This is a genomic window from Streptococcus infantis SPAR10 (genome assembly GCF_000279535.1).
In the GTDB taxonomy this organism is placed as follows: Bacteria; Bacillota; Bacilli; order Lactobacillales; family Streptococcaceae; genus Streptococcus; species Streptococcus infantis_I.
Genome location: NZ_ALCH01000005.1, coordinates 91,656 through 107,410, shown reverse-complemented (window position 1 = coordinate 107,410; position 15,755 = coordinate 91,656). Strand labels below are relative to the sequence as shown.

The 15,755-nt window shown below is 39.2% G+C and carries 21 protein-coding genes and 1 tRNA gene; 3 read left to right on the top strand and 19 right to left on the bottom strand.

The genetic code is table 11. The features are described from left to right. Positions 1-55: 55 nt before the first annotated feature. The 6 genes from SPAR10_RS09180 to SPAR10_RS09155 all read right to left on the bottom strand — a co-directional run bounded on the left by SPAR10_RS09180 (position 56) and on the right by SPAR10_RS09155 (position 2,153). Positions 56-127 (bottom strand) — tRNA-Arg (locus SPAR10_RS09180). A 41-nt stretch (positions 128-168) separates the two neighbouring features. Continuing rightward, positions 169-516 carry a 50S ribosomal protein L19 gene (gene rplS / locus SPAR10_RS09175; RefSeq protein WP_001068670.1) on the bottom strand — a complete coding sequence of 116 codons (348 nt, stop codon included), beginning with the start codon at positions 514-516 and terminating at the stop codon, positions 169-171. 118 nt (positions 517-634) lie between these two features. Beyond that, a complete protein-coding gene (crcB, locus tag SPAR10_RS09170) occupies positions 635-964 on the bottom strand; it encodes a fluoride efflux transporter CrcB (protein ID WP_004253364.1) in 330 nt (109 codons plus the stop codon). Further along, a complete protein-coding gene (gene crcB / locus SPAR10_RS09165) occupies positions 958-1,332 on the bottom strand; it encodes a fluoride efflux transporter CrcB (protein WP_004253361.1) in 375 nt (124 codons plus the stop codon). The genes crcB (SPAR10_RS09170) and crcB (SPAR10_RS09165) overlap by 7 nt, the downstream gene beginning before the upstream one ends. Next, on the bottom strand, positions 1,329-1,595 hold the full coding sequence (locus SPAR10_RS09160; protein WP_004253358.1) for a chorismate mutase: 267 nt from the start codon (positions 1,593-1,595) through the stop codon (positions 1,329-1,331). Before SPAR10_RS09160 ends, crcB (SPAR10_RS09165) begins: the two co-directional genes overlap by 4 nt. A 114-nt stretch (positions 1,596-1,709) precedes the next feature. Beyond that, positions 1,710-2,153, bottom strand: a complete 444-nt coding sequence (locus SPAR10_RS09155) for a flavodoxin (protein WP_004253355.1) — start codon at positions 2,151-2,153, stop codon at positions 1,710-1,712. A gap of 103 nt (positions 2,154-2,256) precedes the next feature. On the opposite strand from SPAR10_RS09155, the gene SPAR10_RS09150 reads away from it, so the two are divergent. Both SPAR10_RS09150 and SPAR10_RS09145 read left to right on the top strand, forming a co-directional pair. Further along, entirely contained in the window at positions 2,257-3,195 is a 939-nt protein-coding gene (locus SPAR10_RS09150; protein WP_004253352.1) for a DHH family phosphoesterase, read from the top strand. Positions 3,196-3,287: 92 nt separating this feature from the next. Then, the gene (locus SPAR10_RS09145) at positions 3,288-3,530 is read left to right on the top strand and encodes a type B 50S ribosomal protein L31 (protein WP_004253349.1); all 243 of its coding nucleotides are present in this window, start codon (positions 3,288-3,290) and stop codon (positions 3,528-3,530) included. Between the two features lie 212 nt (positions 3,531-3,742). Here SPAR10_RS09145 and SPAR10_RS09140 read toward each other — a convergent pair whose 3' ends face one another. The 4 genes from SPAR10_RS09140 to SPAR10_RS09125 form a co-directional block, all read right to left on the bottom strand. Continuing rightward, positions 3,743-4,018, bottom strand: coding sequence for an HU family DNA-binding protein (locus SPAR10_RS09140; RefSeq protein ID WP_004253345.1), 276 nt, complete (start codon positions 4,016-4,018; stop codon positions 3,743-3,745). A gap of 107 nt (positions 4,019-4,125) precedes the next feature. Continuing rightward, positions 4,126-4,962, bottom strand: a complete 837-nt coding sequence (locus SPAR10_RS09135; protein WP_004253342.1) for a DegV family protein — start codon at positions 4,960-4,962, stop codon at positions 4,126-4,128. Positions 4,963-5,132: 170 nt separating this feature from the next. Then, positions 5,133-6,365: a tetratricopeptide repeat protein gene (locus SPAR10_RS09130; RefSeq protein ID WP_004253338.1), complete on the bottom strand. Its 1,233-nt coding sequence runs from the start codon at positions 6,363-6,365 to the stop codon at positions 5,133-5,135. Continuing rightward, positions 6,355-7,518: an AI-2E family transporter gene (locus tag SPAR10_RS09125; protein ID WP_004253334.1), complete on the bottom strand. Its 1,164-nt coding sequence runs from the start codon at positions 7,516-7,518 to the stop codon at positions 6,355-6,357. Before SPAR10_RS09125 ends, SPAR10_RS09130 begins: the two co-directional genes overlap by 11 nt. A gap of 188 nt (positions 7,519-7,706) precedes the next feature. On the opposite strand from SPAR10_RS09125, the gene SPAR10_RS09120 reads away from it, so the two are divergent. Next, positions 7,707-8,720, top strand: coding sequence for a lactonase family protein (locus SPAR10_RS09120; protein ID WP_004253331.1), 1,014 nt, complete (start codon positions 7,707-7,709; stop codon positions 8,718-8,720). 45 nt (positions 8,721-8,765) lie between these two features. Here the strand turns inward: SPAR10_RS09120 and SPAR10_RS09115 are convergent, their stop codons facing one another. From SPAR10_RS09115 to SPAR10_RS10920, 9 genes are all read right to left on the bottom strand, one after another. Beyond that, the gene (locus SPAR10_RS09115) at positions 8,766-9,185 is read right to left on the bottom strand and encodes a F0F1 ATP synthase subunit epsilon (protein ID WP_004253329.1); all 420 of its coding nucleotides are present in this window, start codon (positions 9,183-9,185) and stop codon (positions 8,766-8,768) included. 10 nt (positions 9,186-9,195) lie between these two features. Continuing rightward, complete coding sequence (gene atpD, locus SPAR10_RS09110) at positions 9,196-10,602, bottom strand: F0F1 ATP synthase subunit beta (RefSeq protein ID WP_004253325.1); 1,407 nt, start codon at positions 10,600-10,602, stop codon at positions 9,196-9,198. A gap of 191 nt (positions 10,603-10,793) precedes the next feature. After that, positions 10,794-11,672, bottom strand: coding sequence for a F0F1 ATP synthase subunit gamma (locus SPAR10_RS09105; protein WP_004253324.1), 879 nt, complete (start codon positions 11,670-11,672; stop codon positions 10,794-10,796). Between the two features lie 15 nt (positions 11,673-11,687). Then, the gene (gene atpA, locus SPAR10_RS09100; protein ID WP_004253321.1) at positions 11,688-13,193 is read right to left on the bottom strand and encodes a F0F1 ATP synthase subunit alpha; all 1,506 of its coding nucleotides are present in this window, start codon (positions 13,191-13,193) and stop codon (positions 11,688-11,690) included. Positions 13,194-13,207: 14 nt separating this feature from the next. Then, complete coding sequence (locus tag SPAR10_RS09095; protein ID WP_004253318.1) at positions 13,208-13,744, bottom strand: F0F1 ATP synthase subunit delta; 537 nt, start codon at positions 13,742-13,744, stop codon at positions 13,208-13,210. Then, complete coding sequence (atpF, locus tag SPAR10_RS09090) at positions 13,744-14,238, bottom strand: F0F1 ATP synthase subunit B (RefSeq protein ID WP_004253314.1); 495 nt, start codon at positions 14,236-14,238, stop codon at positions 13,744-13,746. Before atpF ends, SPAR10_RS09095 begins: the two co-directional genes overlap by 1 nt. A gap of 18 nt (positions 14,239-14,256) precedes the next feature. Next, a complete protein-coding gene (gene atpB, locus SPAR10_RS09085; RefSeq protein ID WP_004253312.1) occupies positions 14,257-14,973 on the bottom strand; it encodes a F0F1 ATP synthase subunit A in 717 nt (238 codons plus the stop codon). A gap of 32 nt (positions 14,974-15,005) precedes the next feature. Then, positions 15,006-15,206, bottom strand: a complete 201-nt coding sequence (locus SPAR10_RS09080) for a F0F1 ATP synthase subunit C (RefSeq protein WP_004253309.1) — start codon at positions 15,204-15,206, stop codon at positions 15,006-15,008. Positions 15,207-15,435: 229 nt separating this feature from the next. Then, positions 15,436-15,747 (bottom strand): CHY zinc finger protein, encoded by a 312-nt coding sequence (locus tag SPAR10_RS10920; protein ID WP_080581402.1) that lies wholly within the window; start codon positions 15,745-15,747, stop codon positions 15,436-15,438. Positions 15,748-15,755 lie beyond the last annotated feature (8 nt).

Sequence of the window (15,755 nt, the reverse complement as noted above, 5' to 3'; positions counted from 1 at the left end):
TCAAAATTTGTTCAAAGAAAAAACACTGGTTATCCAGTGTTTTTGTGACTAGTTTCGCTCCCTGCAGGAATCGAACCTGCAACTACTCCTTAGGAGGGAGTTGTTATATCCATTGAACTAAGGGAGCTAGAGAAAAACCCTGCCTTGCAGCAGAGTTTTTTCATCGAATTAACGACGGATTTCTTTGATACGAGCTGCCTTACCTTGAAGAGCACGCAAGTAGTACAATTTCGCACGACGTACTTTACCGTAACGAACAACTTCGATCTTTTCAACACGTGGAGTGTGGATTGGGAAGATACGTTCAACACCTACACCGTTAGAGATTTTACGAACTGTGTAGTTTTCTGAGATGCCAGCACCTTTACGTGCAATAACAACACCTTCAAAGATCTGAACACGTTCACGGTTTCCTTCGACAACTTTCGCGTGTACACGAACAGTGTCACCAGGACGGAATGAAGGGATATCTGTACGAAGTTGACCTTCAGTCAAGCTTTGGATTAATGGATTCATTTTATTCTCCTATCTTTGTCAATCTTGAGGAAACTTCCTCAGCGGATAAACTGTATTTTTGTGCGTCCATTACACACAAGATACAGTTTATCAAATTTCCTAGAAAAAGTAAAGAAATTTAAAGCAAAATTCCCAAAAAAATTGCAAGAAAACCAAGCAAATAGGTTAATAATAAATAACTATAAAATGCCTTCTTGTCATTGATCAGTCTTTGGAGTTCATCATTCAAAGTTGAGAAAGTAGTCAAACCACCACAAAAACCAGTCGCAAGTATAGAATAGACTTCTTTTGACTCCACATAGTTATAGCATAATCCAATCAAAAAACAACCTAGAAGATTAGCTATGAGTGTTCCTAGTGGTAGCACTGACCCTTGATTATAACGGGAAAAGAAATAACGAACAAGGGCACCCAGTCCACAAGCAAGCGCTAGATAAAATACTACCATTTCTTCCTCCCTAGACAATAAGCTAATAAAAGTCCGCCACCAATGCTCAAAAGCAAATACATCACCAAACTAAGGTATCGTCCTGTGTCCAGCAATTTCACAGCATCTAATAGGAGACTAGAAAATGTCGTTAAGCCACCACAGAATCCTGTTCCAAGCGCTAGAATGGTGCCTTTACTACTTCCCTTATAAACCAGATAACCTTTTACAAGGTAGACAAGGCAAAAAATTCCTAAATAGTTGACTACTAGTGTTCCCCAAGGGAAGTCTGGACTAGATGGCAACCATCTCGAAATCTGAAAACGCACAATTCCTCCCAGCATACCAGCTAGAAAGATTCCTAGAGGGTAAAATTTTTCTTTTTTCATTTGAACGTTTTATCCTGATAATCACGTGAACGTTTGAGAATGTCTGAAAAAGTCGCAACAATTGTATCTTCGTATTTTTTATTGCCTACACGACTTTTGACTTTTTCAAAGATAACTTCTTCTCTTTTAGTATCTAGAATAGGTTTTCCTGAAGCTTTTTTATAGGCAACTACTCCTTCAACTAAATGCATCCTCTCTTCTAAAAGTTGAACGATCTGGTCATCGATTTTATCGATTTCTTGTCGAATAGTATCTAAATCCATAGAGTCTCCTTTTTAATTGAACTATTGTACCAAAAAAGCACTAAGTAGGCTAGTAAAGTCCTAATCCTGCTTAATAAAAACTGCACTGACAATTTTCATCAGTGCACTTCATGCTTATCCTACTTTAGCAGCTAATTCTTCTGCGAATTGCTCCAAGCGTTCAATATCTTCTTCCTCGGCAGAAAGGTCAACTTTAACGCACTCTGAACCCTTTTCAGCTCCAGTAGCGATAAATACTCGGTCGAAGTCATCAACAGCTTTACAGAATTCATCGTAGAAAGTATCACCTGATCCGACTACACCATAGATTTTACCGCTCAAGTTGAGGTCTGCTAGATCTTCGTAGAAATCCATCATCTCATCTGGTAATTCTCCATCTCCGTAGGTATAGGTTGCGACAATGGCGATGTCTGCTTCTAAAAAGTCAGAAGCATCAACGGTTGTACACTCATCAACATCCACTTCTAAACCACATTCTCTTAATTTATCTGCTACAATATCAGCGATTTCTTCAGTATTACCGGTCATACTGGCAAATACAATTTTTGCTAATGCCATAAGGTCCTCCTCAATTAATCTTCCTCCATTATATCACATCTTTTTCATTTTAAAAATAAAAACTCTTGTGCTACAATGATATGAGAAAGAATTGAGGTTATTTATGGAGATTTGCCACCAAATTTTAGAAAAAATCAAAGCATACAATACTATTATCATCCACCGTCATATGAAACCAGATCCTGACGCTCTGGGGAGCCAGGTAGGTTTAAAAGCCTTGCTTGAGCATCATTTTCCAGAAAAAACGATAAAAGTAGTTGGTTTTAATGAACCAACCTTAACTTGGCTTGCTAAAATGGATCAGGTAGTGGACACAGACTATCAAGGTGCACTTGCCATTATCTGTGATACTGCAAACACAGCACGTATTGATGATAAACGTTATCTTAATGCTGAGACAATTATCAAAATTGACCACCATCCAAATGACGAAGTCTACGGCGATCTTGTTTGGGTAGACACGAACTCTAGTAGTGCGAGTGAGATGATTGCTCTTTTTGCTGAAGCAACTAACTTAGAATTATCTGACTACGCTGCTAAAATGCTCTGCTCTGGAATTATTGGTGATACCGGCCGTTTTCTCTACCCTTCTACTTCTGCACGTACGCTTCGTATCGCAAGTCAACTCAGAGAACATAACTTTGACTATGCTGAATTAACACGTAAAATGGATACTATGAGCTTTAAGATTGCCAAACTCCAGGGTTATGTTTATGACCACTTAGAAGTTGATGAAAATGGTGCTGCACGTGTTATTCTCACCCAAGAAATCTTGAAGAAATACGACGTTACTGATGCGGAAACAGCAGCCATCGTTGGAGCTCCAGGCCGTATTGATACTGTTAGCCTTTGGGGAATCTTTGTGGAGCAAGCAGATGGTCACTACCGCATACGTCTTCGCAGTAAATTTGTCCCAATCAATGAAGTTGCAAAAGAACATGATGGCGGTGGCCATCCTCTTGCTAGTGGAGCAAATTCCTATAGTTTAGAAGAGAATAAGCTCATCTACCAAAAATTAAAAAACTTGCTGAAAAATAGATAAAAAGCTTGCCAAACTTTTCAGAATCTGATAGACTAGTATGGTAACAATCTATGGCTCGCAAAGAGACCATGGCAGAAAGGAAATATTGCAAAATGAAAAAAGATATCCATCCAGAATATCGCCCAGTTGTCTTCATGGACACAACTACTGGTTACAAATTCCTTAGCGGTTCAACAAAACGCTCTAGCGAAACAGTTGAGTTCGAAGGCGAAACTTACCCATTGATCCGTGTGGAAATTTCATCAGACTCACACCCATTCTACACTGGACGTCAAAAGTTCACTCAAGCAGATGGACGCGTGGATCGTTTCAACAAAAAATACGGTCTCAAATAATCAACCGCATCACTTGTATACGGTTAAACGAAAACAACTTCGATTCGGAGTTGTTTTTTTGTTTCCTTTATTTTTTCAAGCTTTAATTTTTTTATAGCTTATAATAGTCCAAATTCTTATTTCTACTTCTACTTTCGTAACAAGTCCTCTACAAAATAAAAAAACCTACGAACCAAGCTTGACGCTTGATTAATAGGTTTTTTATAAAATCATTATTTAACTGCTTCTTTAAGAGCTTTACCAGCTTTGAATGCTGGAACTTTAGAAGCTTTGATTTTGATTTCTTTACCAGTTTGTGGGTTGCGACCTTTACGAGCTGCACGTTTACGAACTTCGAAGTTACCAAAACCGATCAATTGAACTTTTTCACCAGCTGAAAGGAATTCAGTTACAGCTGCGAATACAGCGTCAACTGCTGCTGCTGAATCTTTCTTAGTCAATTCTGTAGCTTCTGCTACTTTAGCGATCAAATCTTGTTTGTTTGCCATGTTAATGAATCCTCCAAAATTATTTCTAATTAACACTTATAATCATAACCTAAAATTGCTTTTAGGTCAAGTCAAAAACACGTTTTTATTGATTTTTCTTCATTTTTTTAGGAATTATAGCGAATTAAGATCGCCCAGGCGTTTTCCCCGGTGTGAGTTTGGATAATTGAGCCTGTTTCTAGGACTGAAATCGGTTTTTCAACGTAAGGTTGTAGAACAGCTTTCATCTCGTTTGCAAATTCATTTGTACCTGCATAAGAAATACCAATCTCAGCTACTGAACGATTTGAAAGAGTGGCTACTAACTCATCCAACCATTTCTTAAAGGTTTTTGAACCACGACCTTTGACAATCGGTTGCAATTCATTATCTTTCATCTGCATGACTACTCGAATATTCAGTAAAGAGCTCAGCAAACCAGTAACACGGCCAATGCGACCACCTTTTACAAGATTTTCTAAAGTTGAAACACCGATGTAGAGTTCGGTGTGATTTTTTACTTCCTCTACATGGGTTAGAATAGTTTCAAGGTCTTTTCCTTCTTGAGCTAGTTTAGCAGCTTCCACAACTTGGAATTTCAAGGCCTGATCTGTGAATGAACTATCCAAAACAGTTACATCTGCTGTTGACAAACTTGCTCCTTGACGAGCCGCTTCAACAGTTCCTGATAAAGCATGGGACATGTGAATAGCTAGAATCTGACTACCATCCTTACCCAAATCATCAAAAATTTCTGCAAAGAGTCCCACTGGTGGTTGACTAGTCTTAGGAAGATTTTTACTAGCTTGCATCAAGCGAAGAAATTCTCCTTCTTCAAGATCTGCATCTGAATAAAGGACACTATCAATCATCACAGATAGTGGAACAACAGTAATATCAAATTCTTTAACCACTTCCGGTTCAATAGTAACCGAAGAATCCGTTACAATTTTTACTTTTGTCATTTTGCCAATCTTTCTATTTTTACTATTGTTGATTGTTCAACTTATAACTATAACAATTATATCAAAAAAATACTAAAAGTTCATACTCAATCCACCCAAATTTAAAGCAATTTATACTTCTTTTTAATAAAAAAAGAAAATCACCTTTGCTTGGTGATTATCTTTTGTATTTAAGATAAATAATCATACAAATCTTGCATTTGTAAATCATCAGGTACTAATTGTAGATAGGATTGAATGTAGTCTTTTGCTTCTTCTAGCTTACCTAACTCTCTTAACAAATAAATAAACTGTTCCAAAAACTCTGGATTATCCTTGAGTTCAGTAGCAAGTTCCTTATAGAGATCATATGCTGCATCTAATTCTTCAGTCTCTTGATAGCTTCGCGCAATCATCCATTTAGTCAAGAGGTTTTCAGGTTCATAGACTGCTAAAGCTAGAATATCTTCGTATCTTTCTTGTTCTTGGTAGATGGTAGCTAAGCGTAGCAAAATTTCTTCCTGGTCATCAGCATTTTCTTGTGCTTGAATCAGATAAGCTTCTGCTTGCTCAGGTTGATGCAACTCATAAGATAGCTGAGATGCAAGGAGTAAGAGCCGAGTTTCAAAAGGATTTTTTGACAAGCCTTGTTGAGCTATTTTAAGAGCCTCTTCTGTCTGATGCTCCTTATGCAGTGCTTGACTATAACCATATTCATAACCCTCAAAATCTGGAGAAATAGTGTCTAGTTGTTTAAAGTATAGTACGGCTTTCTGGTAGTCTTCTTGGTCAAAATAGAGACTTGCAAGCTCAAAGGCTGTTTGATCATCATATTCTAACTCTAAGGCTTTTTCTAAAAATTCTATTGCAGATTCAAACTTACCTAAACGTGCATAAGCAAGACCAATTCTCTGATAGGTCGAAATTCCAGTTTGATCGTAGATAACTCGATTATCTAGTTGAGCATAGCCCTTAATGGCTTCTAAATCGTTTCCTAGCTCACTATCTAGTTCAGCTAGTCCAAATATCAGGAGAGGATCATCAGAGTAGCTACGAGCTTCTAAAAGCTTCTCACGCGCAACATCTGTCAATCCTTCCATCTGATATAAATCTGCTTTTAAGGCAAGAGCTGATACGTACCATTCACTTTCTGGACCAATCTTCTCTAAATAATCAAAAGCTTCTTCGATAAGTCCATCCTCACCAGCTATTGCAGCTAGATTGATGTAGACTTCTGGAAATTTCGGCGCTAATTTCTCATAGATCTGTGCTGCCTGTGGATAGAAACCAATCCCTTCGAGATATGCAGCAAGTTCAAGAAGAACTTCATCTGAATCTTCCTCTAGGGCATTTTGGAAAAAAGAATCAGCTCTTGATAAATCTTGTTGCTCCAAGGCCTCGAGCATTTGTTGACTATTGTTCACCTTCAGTCTCCTCTACTGGTTCATAAAGTCCACTAACTCCTTTATACCAATCAAAAATTGCTGAGATGACTACTTTTGCGGAAGCATAGATTGGAATACCTAGCAATACACCCCAAATACCAAACATGGATCCTGAAGTCAACAGTACAAAAAGAATGGTAATTGGGTGAATATTCAATTGGCTACCCAAAATCAGTGGAGAAACAAAACGTCCCTCTATAGTTTGCTCTACAATGAAAACGATAATAACTTTTAAGAGCATAACAGGACCAGCAATCAAACCCAAAATAAGGGCTGGAATCATTGCAAGAAAACTACCTAGATAAGGAACTAAATTGAGAAAACCGGCTGTAATACCTAAAGTAACAGCATAACGAAGTCCTATAATCTTGAATAAGATAATAAACATGATGGCGACGATTACAGCCACTGTAATTTGCCCTCGAACATAATTGGAAAGTTGTTGATTGACTTCTGAAAGAACCTTACCAACTGGTTCTCTCAATTTATTTGGTAAGAATTGAGTAATATAGTCTCTAAGTCCTTTTCCATCTCGAAGGAGATAAAAGAGCATAAATGGCATGATGATCAGAGCGACAATGACCTGTGACGTTCCACTGATAAGAGCACTCACCCAGTTAACAGCCTTAGAAGAAATATTACTTGCCCAAGCAGTTGCTTGTGTTGAAAAATTAGCTAAAACTTGCTCCAATTGTGGTCTAAAGTCATCCGGCAAACGCTTGGTAACAAGATCATCAATAACTCTGTCAGCATCCTCGAGATAACTTGGGACATTTTGCGCAAAAACGACTACTTGACGTTGAAGGTTTGGAATTGCAACGGCTAGTCCAATAATCAAGAGTATTGCAATAATGATAAAGATAATACTGATGGCTAAGACACGGTTAATCTTGTACTTCTCCATCAGATCTACTAGTGGATTTAAGAGGTAAAAAAGTAGACCCGATAAAATAACCGGCAACATCACTACTGATAAAAAGTCTATAACTGGGAAAAATAAAAAGCTAATTTTACTGAGAATAAAAATATTGAGACCTAATAACAAGGTCACCAAGAAAACAGTGGTCGCTTTATTGTCTAAAAACCATTTAAAAAACCAAGATAAGGTAAAGTGTTTCTCTTTTTGTTCCATTTTTTCTTCCTTTCCTTTGTCCTAACATTATACCATGTTTTAAGAAAAATAAGGGTTTTTTATAGTCTTTTAGCAAGAGATAAATTTGTCTTCTTGACAAGGGAAGAGCTGTTTTTTCTGACTTAGATTTTTCATCTAGCAGGCCTTTTTATGTTATAATTGAATTATCTTTTTCTAGAGGTATGAATATGAAAGAAATAGTATATTTTGGAACCTATACACGACGTATTTCTCAAGGGATTTACAAGGCTGATTTTGATACTGAGACTGGCAAACTCTCAAATCTAGAACTCTTTGCAGCAGAACCAAGTCCAACCTACCTAGCCTTTGATCAGCATCAGCATCTCTATACTGTCGGAAGCCATGAGGACAAAGGTGGAATCGCAGCATACAAAACTGATGGTGTCCTCCTGAATCACGTCGTTGAAGAAGGTGCTCCTCACTGCTATGTTGCAGTCGATGAGACACGGAGTCTAGTCTATGGCGCTAACTATCATAAAGGTCAAGTTCTAGTCTACAAACGTAAAGAAGATGGCTGTCTTGAATTGGCAGACAAAGTTCAACACACTGGCCATGGTCCACATGAAAATCAATCTTCTCCCCACGTACACTACACCGATTTAACACCAGACCAATATTTGGTAACTTGTGACTTGGGTACTGACGAGGTCACTACCTATGATGTCGATCTAGAAGGAAAGTTGACTAAACTAGCAACTTATAATTGTAATCCTGGCGCTGGTGCTCGTCACCTTGTTTTCCACCACCACTACAAGATTGCTTATCTCATCTGTGAACTCAACAGTACGATTGAAGTTTTGATTTACGATGGAGTCGGAGAATTTGAACAAATGCAGGTCATTTCAACCTTACCAGATGACTATAATGGCTTTAATGGTACTGCGGCTATTCGTCTTTCTAAAGATGGCAAATTCCTCTACGCTTCTAACCGAGGCCATGATTCTATCGCTGTTTATAGCATTTTAGCAGATGGAAGCTTGGAATTATTAGAGATTGTTCCAACCAATGGGAAAAATCCACGTGATTTTGATTTGTCACCTGACCAAGAATTCCTTATCGCTGTTCACCAGGATTCTGATAACGCTACAGTCTTTAAGCGCAATCCTGAAACTGGTAGACTGGCAGAAATCTCTAATGAATTTCATGTTCCTGAAGCAGTCTGCATAAGTTTCAATAAATAAGAACTAATAAAAAATGAACTTGTTAAATCAAGTTCATTTTTTATTTTATAATTTATTTCCGACATTGATACGGTTAATAGCACGTTGCAATGCAATTTTAGCACGGCGCTCTTGATCGATTAAGTGTTTGTCTTGTGCTTCTTCGATTTCACGTTCTGCACGAAGTTTAGCACGTTCTGCACGACTAACATCAATATCGCGCGCACGTTCAGCTGAGTCAGCAATAATGGTAATGACATTTTTAGCAATCTCAATAATTCCTCCGTTTACTGCAATCCAGTTCACATGAGTATCATCATCGATGCGTTTAACCTTTACTTCATCAACTGCTAGAACCGCAATCATATTTTCATGTCGTGGCAAGATCCCCATCTCACCATCCAGAGTTCGTACCGATACAAAGCTGGCATGGTGATCATAGACGAGGCCATCTGGTGTCACGATCTGGACAGTTAAATGTGCCATAGATCACCTCTTAAAATCCCATTTTTTCAGCCTTAGCAATAACATCTTCGATTGAACCTACTCCACGGAAGGCATCTTCTGGCAAATGATCGTGTTTACCGTCGAGAATTTCCTTGAAGCCACGAACAGTTTCAGCTACTGGAACATAAGATCCTGGTTGACCTGTAAATTGTTCCGCAACGTTGAAGTTTTGTGACAAGAAGAACTGAATACGGCGTGCACGAGCAACCAAAGTCTTTTCTTCATCAGAAAGTTCATCCATACCAAGGATGGCGATGATATCTTGCAACTCATGGTAACGTTGAAGAACACGTTTCACTTCAGCAGCTACTGCATAGTGCTCTTCTCCAACAATTTCAGGTGCCAAGGCACGTGAGCTTGAAGCAAGTGGGTCAACGGCTGGGTAGATCCCCAATTGAACCAATTTACGTTCCAAGTTAGTTGTTGAGTCCAAGTGAGCGAAGGCTGTTGCTGGCGCTGGGTCAGTATAGTCATCCGCTGGCACGTAGATGGCCTGGATAGAGGTTACAGACCCCTTCTTAGTTGAAGTGATACGTTCTTGCAATTGACCCATTTCTGTTGCGAGGGTTGGTTGATAACCAACGGCTGATGGCATACGACCTAAAAGGGCAGATACTTCTGAACCAGCTTGTGTGAAACGGAAAATGTTGTCAATGAAGAGAAGAACGTCTTGACCTTCTACATCACGGAAGTATTCAGCAATTGTCAAACCAGTAAGAGCAACACGCATACGTGCTCCTGGTGGCTCATTCATTTGACCAAATACCATGGCTGTTTTTTCGATAACGCCTGATTCTTTCATTTCCCAGTAAAGGTCATTCCCTTCACGAGTACGTTCCCCAACACCAGTAAATACTGAGATACCACCGTGTTCTTGGGCAATGTTGTGAATCAATTCTTGGATCAATACGGTCTTACCAACTCCGGCACCACCGAAGAGTCCGACCTTACCACCTTTAAGATAAGGGGCAAGAAGGTCGATAACTTTGATCCCTGTTTCTAGAATTTCTGAAGAGGTAGACAATTCATCAAAAGTTGGTGCTTTTTTATGAATTGGCTGACGCTCTGCATCTTCACCAAAAGGAGCTTCCAAGTCAATGGTATCTCCCAAAACGTTGAAGACACGTCCTAGAGTTTCTTTCCCAACTGGTACTGAGATTGGACGGCCTGTGTCCAATACTTCCAAACCACGGGTCAAGCCATCAGTTGATTCCATAGCGATGGTACGAATCATACCATCTCCCAACTCCAAGGCTACTTCAAGGACGATTTTTGTTTTTCTTTCGTCATTTTTGTAGACGACAAGTGCATTATTAATCTCTGGTAGTTTCTCACCTGCTGCAAACATGACGTCTACAACGGGACCGATAACCTGAGCAATTTTACCTGAACTCATCTACTTCTCCTATTCTGTATAAGATACTGTCGGTTCCTAGCTCAACTAGGTCCTAATACTCTTCGAAAATCTAATTCAAACCACGTCAGCATCGACTTACCGTACTCAAGTACAGCCTGCGGCTAGCTTCCTAGTTTGCTCTTTGATTTTCATTGAGTATAAGTTCATTTTCATACGAGCTGGACTAGAGCCTATTCTAAAGCACTAGCTCCTGCTACAATTTCTGTAATTTCTTGTGTAATCGCCGCCTGTCTGGCACGGTTATACTGGATAGTCAAATCATTGATAACTTTTTTAGCATTATCTGTAGCTGTTTGCATAGCCGTCATCCCTGCCGCATTTTCAGCTGTCTTGGCATCAATAATAGCACCGTAAATCATACTTTCTGCAAACTGTGGCAATAGTTGATCCAAGATTTCTTCACGACTTGTTTCAAGCTCAAATGTCAAGCTGTAGTTATCATCTGCTTCATTTGGGTCCAAGTCGACAATTGGAAGCATCTGCTCCACACGCATTTGACTTGTCAGTGTATTCACGTGGTGGTTGTAGCAAACATAGAGCTCATCGAAAAGTTCATTTTGATACATTTCAATGGTTTTTGAAATAATCTTACGAACTTCATCGAAGCTTGGTTGACTTGCGAGACCACGCAATTCATAAATTGGCTGAATACCACGAGCTTTAAAGAAGTCTGCTCCCATACCACCAATACAGATGACTTCGAAATCATCACCTGATGGATGATATTCTTGTTGCAGTTCCATGACAGCCTTCAAGATTGAAGAGTTATATCCTCCAACAAGACCACGGTCAGATGTAATGACGATATAGCCTGTTTTTTTGACAGGGCGACTAATCAACATTGGATTTGTTGATCCGCCAGCACCATCTCCGTGAAGGATGTCTGTAAGGAGTTTACGGACTTTTTGAGCATAAATCTGGAAGTTACGTGCAGCTTCTTCAGAACGACCTAACTTAGCTGCAGAAACCATCTGCATGGCGTTAGTAATTTGACTAGTATTTTTCGTTGAGGCGATTTTTGTTTTAATATCATTTAGAGATACTGCCATCTGACACCTCTATTCTTATTGGAAGCTAGATTGGTTGAGAAACTCAGTAATCGCAGCATCCAAGACTGCTTCTTCTGGCAAGTCTTTTGTTTCACGAATAGTTTCCAAAATCTCTGGATGTTGCGCATCAAAGAAGGCATGGAATTCTTCCTCAAAACGAACAATATCATCAACTGATATAGTATCCAAGAATCCATGAGTCAAGGCATACAGAATGGTTACTTGTTTCTCAACAGGTAGTGGTTTGTGAACTGGTTGTTTCAATACTTCTACAGTACGACGACCACGGTTCAATTTAGCCTGAGTAGCAGCATCCAAGTCTGAACCAAATTTAGTGAAGGCTTCCAACTCTCGGTATGAAGCAAGGTCGATACGAAGAGTACCAGCAACTTTCTTCATGGCTTTAATCTGAGCTGAACCACCAACACGAGATACAGAAGAACCCGCATCAATAGCTGGACGAATACCCGCATTAAAGAGGCTATCACTTAGGAAGATTTGTCCATCCGTAATAGAGATTACGTTTGTCGCGATATAGGCTGAGATATCTCCTGCTTGGGTCTCGATAAATGGAAGAGCCGTGATAGATCCACCACCAAGCTCATCAGATACTTTTGCAGAACGCTCAAGTAGACGGCTGTGAAGGTAGAAGACATCCCCTGGGAAGGCCTCACGACCTGGTGGACGACGGAGCAAGAGAGAAAGTTCACGATAAGCTACCGCTTGTTTAGATAGGTCATCATAAACGATCAAGACATGCTTCCCTTGGTACATAAACTCTTCTGCCATAGCAACCCCTGCATAAGGAGCAAGGAAGAGCAATGGAGAAGGTTGGGAAGCTGAGGCTGTCACAACGATTGTGTAATCCAAGGCACCGTACTGACGAAGTGTTTCTACTTGTGTACGAACTGTTGATTCTTTTTGTCCAATCGCTACATAGATACAGATCATATCTTGACCTTTTTGGTTCAAGATAGCGTCAATAGCGATAGTTGTCTTCCCTGTTTGACGGTCACCGATGATCAACTCACGTTGGCCACGACCGATTGGAACAAGGGCGTCAATAGCTTTCAAACCAGTTTGCAATGGTTCTGAGACAGACTTACGTTGCATGACACCAGGAGCTGGTGCTTCAACTGGACGAGTCTTATCTGTGTTGATTGGACCAAGTCCGTCTACAGGACGACCAAGGGGATCGACAACACGTCCAATCAAGCTATCGCCAACTGGAACTTCCATGATTTTACCCGTACGACGAATTGTATCGCCTTCACGGATATCTGTAAAGTCCCCAAGAATGATGATACCAACATCAGTTGACTCTAAGTTTTGCGCCATACCATAAGAGCCATTTTCAAAAATCAATAGCTCACCGCTCATGGCATTTTCAAGGCCATGTGCGCGCGCAATCCCGTCACCGATATAGGTTACAACACCTGTTTCAGTCACATCAAAATTGGGTTTGAAATTTTCAATTTGTTGCTTAATTAAAGCGCTGATTTCTTGTGCGTTAATTGCCAAAAGAACACCACTTTCTATTTCAAATTTTCCTTAACAACTTTAAGTTGTTGTTTAATACTCACATCAATTGTCTTGTGATTGGCAAAAATAACAAAACCACCGATTAAACTATCGTCGATTTTTTCCTTAATGCTACGAACTCTTAGAGACATCTTTTTCTCGATTAGAGGGATTAGTCGTTCTTTCTGTTCATCAGTCAAAGGATGTGCAGACAAAATAGTCACTTCAAAACGATTGGTTTCTTTTTCAAGACGATTCAAGCAATCTACAATCACATCATAAAATAGGTTTGATCTGTGATTGTAAAGTAGAACCTCGATAAAGTTTTGCACTAAAGGTGACACAGAGTCTTGGAAAAAACGAACCGTTTTTTCTTTATCCGACTCATCTACTGCCACCTGAGCTAAAAAAGAAGGTAAGCCTGTTTCTTCAGCTACTTGCTTGATTTGAGACAAGTCTGAAAAAATAGAATCTTCTTCTCCTTTTTCAATCACCAATTGGACAAAAGGCATGCTGTATTTTTCAATTACCTTTAGAGTCTTTTTGTCCATTAAGCTTCTCCTAGCTGATCGATATACTGATCAATGAGTTCTTTATGGGCTTGACTGTCAAGGTTTTGAGAGATGATTTTTCCAGCTAGACTGATTGTCAAGTCTGCCACATCTCCCTTAACGCTTTGTAAAGCTTCAGCTTTATTTTGAGCAATTTCTTGGTTGGCTTTTTCTTTTAAGCGCCCTGCTTCAAGTTTAGCTTCAGCCAAAATATCGGCCTTACTTTTCTCAGCTGTTTCCTTTGCATTCTCGATAATCGTTTTAGCTTCGGTACGGCTACCTGCTAACTCAGCTTCGCGTTTGCTAGCAAGTTCCTCTGCCTTTTTACGGGCTTCCTCGGCACCATCAATATCTGAAGAAATCTTTTCAGCGCGTTCATCTAAGACACTGGTAATATTTCCCCAAGCATATTTCTTCACTAAAAAGATCAATAAAAGGAAGGAACCAGCGATCAGAATAAAGTCACCAATAATGGTACTAATAGTTAAATCCATCTTCTAATCCTCCTCTACTTACTCTTCCCCTTCATTTATTTTTTTACCAATGTACATAGATGACAACATGGTAAATACATAAGCTTGAATACATGAAATGAAAATCGAAAAGGCTGTCCATAACATGTTTGCAATAAAGGCAAAAGGATACCAATACAAGGCATGTTGTGACAAGGCCAATAGCAATCCTGCTAAAACCTCACCGGCAAAAATATTTCCGTATATCCGAATCGCCAAGGAGGCAAAATTGGTGAACTCTTCTAAAATGTTCATCGGAGTCATGAAGCCAGGTGTAACAAATGCTCTCAAATATTCTTTAACGCCTCTACGACGAACTCCTTCTACATGAGCGATCAAAGTGATCAATAATGAGAGGGATAAATCGTATCCAAGGTTGGCTGTTGGAGAAGTCCACAAGTTATAACCGTTTGTTGTTTGTACTTTTGCCATTAAACCAATATTATTGGCAACCAAGATAAACAAGAATAGAGAAAATAGGAACAAGGAATAGTCCTTGATGTATGAATCTCCAATGTTTGGTTTTGCAAAACTAACTACAAAGTCATAAATCATCTCAAGAGCATTTTGTTTGCCCTTGGGACGGATGGTCATTTTTCGACTTGCCCAATAGACAAAGGCAAAAACCATCAAAACAGTTACAAGAGACATGGCAAGCAGGGTCAAATCAAAGGATATTGGTCCAATATTAACGGTTGGATTCAAACTTTCTTCCATGGTTTGACACCTCCATTTCTAAATAGAGTTGTCTATTTAATGACAAATGCCATCGCTAGGGTTACAAAGAAGGTACCTTCTACAAAGGCAACACCAAGAATTAAAAGGCTGCGTAATTGGTCAATAATTTCAGGTTGACGAGCGGCAGACTTGAAGAGATTACTCATAATCAATCCTTCAGCAATAGATACACCCATACAGGCAAGACAAAGTCCGAAAAATGTTAAATTCATGACGAATTCTCCTTTTTTAAATTAAATTTACCTCCCTAGTTTAGTCCTAAAATTTGCTTTTGTCAACTTTTTACTAGTATTGAAAGCGTTTCGAATCATTTATTTCTAATTTTAGGATTTTCAAGACAATTATATAGAAAATTTTATTGTCTTTTCATACCACTTTCACTACCTTTCCTTGTTTTCTGAAAACAAAAAACCGAGTTTTACAACTCGGTTTTGTCAGTTCTTATCTGAAATAAATTGAGTAATGATTTTGACAAGCTGGATTAAATGCAGCATTACAAAATGGACAAGTGCCCGTCTCTGTATACTCCTCATACGTTAGTGTTTTCCCACAGGATCCACATAAGATAGGTCTATCCTTTTTCAGATTTAAAGGATAGGGAGAAAATATGTGCGACTCCAGTTCATTATGACACTGATAACAGGCATAGTATTTCTGACACTCATAGCACTGTAAGGCTACGATATCCTTATCACTATGGTAATGAACACATCTGCTTTCATGATCTACTAGTAAGCCCTGAGCTTGAACCATTCTTTTTC

Coding starts and splice junctions, on each gene's coding strand:
- rplS (WP_001068670.1), bottom strand. CDS start 516: ATGAATCCATTAATCCAAAGCTTGACTGAAGGTCAACTTCGTACAGAT.
- crcB (WP_004253364.1), bottom strand. CDS start 964: ATGGTAGTATTTTATCTAGCGCTTGCTTGTGGACTGGGTGCCCTTGTT.
- crcB (WP_004253361.1), bottom strand. CDS start 1,332: ATGAAAAAAGAAAAATTTTACCCTCTAGGAATCTTTCTAGCTGGTATG.
- SPAR10_RS09160 (WP_004253358.1), bottom strand. CDS start 1,595: ATGGATTTAGATACTATTCGACAAGAAATCGATAAAATCGATGACCAG.
- SPAR10_RS09155 (WP_004253355.1), bottom strand. CDS start 2,153: ATGGCATTAGCAAAAATTGTATTTGCCAGTATGACCGGTAATACTGAA.
- SPAR10_RS09150 (WP_004253352.1), top strand. CDS start 2,257: ATGGAGATTTGCCACCAAATTTTAGAAAAAATCAAAGCATACAATACT.
- SPAR10_RS09145 (WP_004253349.1), top strand. CDS start 3,288: ATGAAAAAAGATATCCATCCAGAATATCGCCCAGTTGTCTTCATGGAC.
- SPAR10_RS09140 (WP_004253345.1), bottom strand. CDS start 4,018: ATGGCAAACAAACAAGATTTGATCGCTAAAGTAGCAGAAGCTACAGAA.
- SPAR10_RS09135 (WP_004253342.1), bottom strand. CDS start 4,962: ATGACAAAAGTAAAAATTGTAACGGATTCTTCGGTTACTATTGAACCG.
- SPAR10_RS09125 (WP_004253334.1), bottom strand. CDS start 7,518: ATGGAACAAAAAGAGAAACACTTTACCTTATCTTGGTTTTTTAAATGG.
- SPAR10_RS09120 (WP_004253331.1), top strand. CDS start 7,707: ATGAAAGAAATAGTATATTTTGGAACCTATACACGACGTATTTCTCAA.
- SPAR10_RS09115 (WP_004253329.1), bottom strand. CDS start 9,185: ATGGCACATTTAACTGTCCAGATCGTGACACCAGATGGCCTCGTCTAT.
- atpD (WP_004253325.1), bottom strand. CDS start 10,602: ATGAGTTCAGGTAAAATTGCTCAGGTTATCGGTCCCGTTGTAGACGTC.
- SPAR10_RS09105 (WP_004253324.1), bottom strand. CDS start 11,672: ATGGCAGTATCTCTAAATGATATTAAAACAAAAATCGCCTCAACGAAA.
- SPAR10_RS09095 (WP_004253318.1), bottom strand. CDS start 13,744: ATGGACAAAAAGACTCTAAAGGTAATTGAAAAATACAGCATGCCTTTT.
- atpF (WP_004253314.1), bottom strand. CDS start 14,238: ATGGATTTAACTATTAGTACCATTATTGGTGACTTTATTCTGATCGCT.
- atpB (WP_004253312.1), bottom strand. CDS start 14,973: ATGGAAGAAAGTTTGAATCCAACCGTTAATATTGGACCAATATCCTTT.
- SPAR10_RS09080 (WP_004253309.1), bottom strand. CDS start 15,206: ATGAATTTAACATTTTTCGGACTTTGTCTTGCCTGTATGGGTGTATCT.
- SPAR10_RS10920 (WP_080581402.1), bottom strand. CDS start 15,747: ATGGTTCAAGCTCAGGGCTTACTAGTAGATCATGAAAGCAGATGTGTT.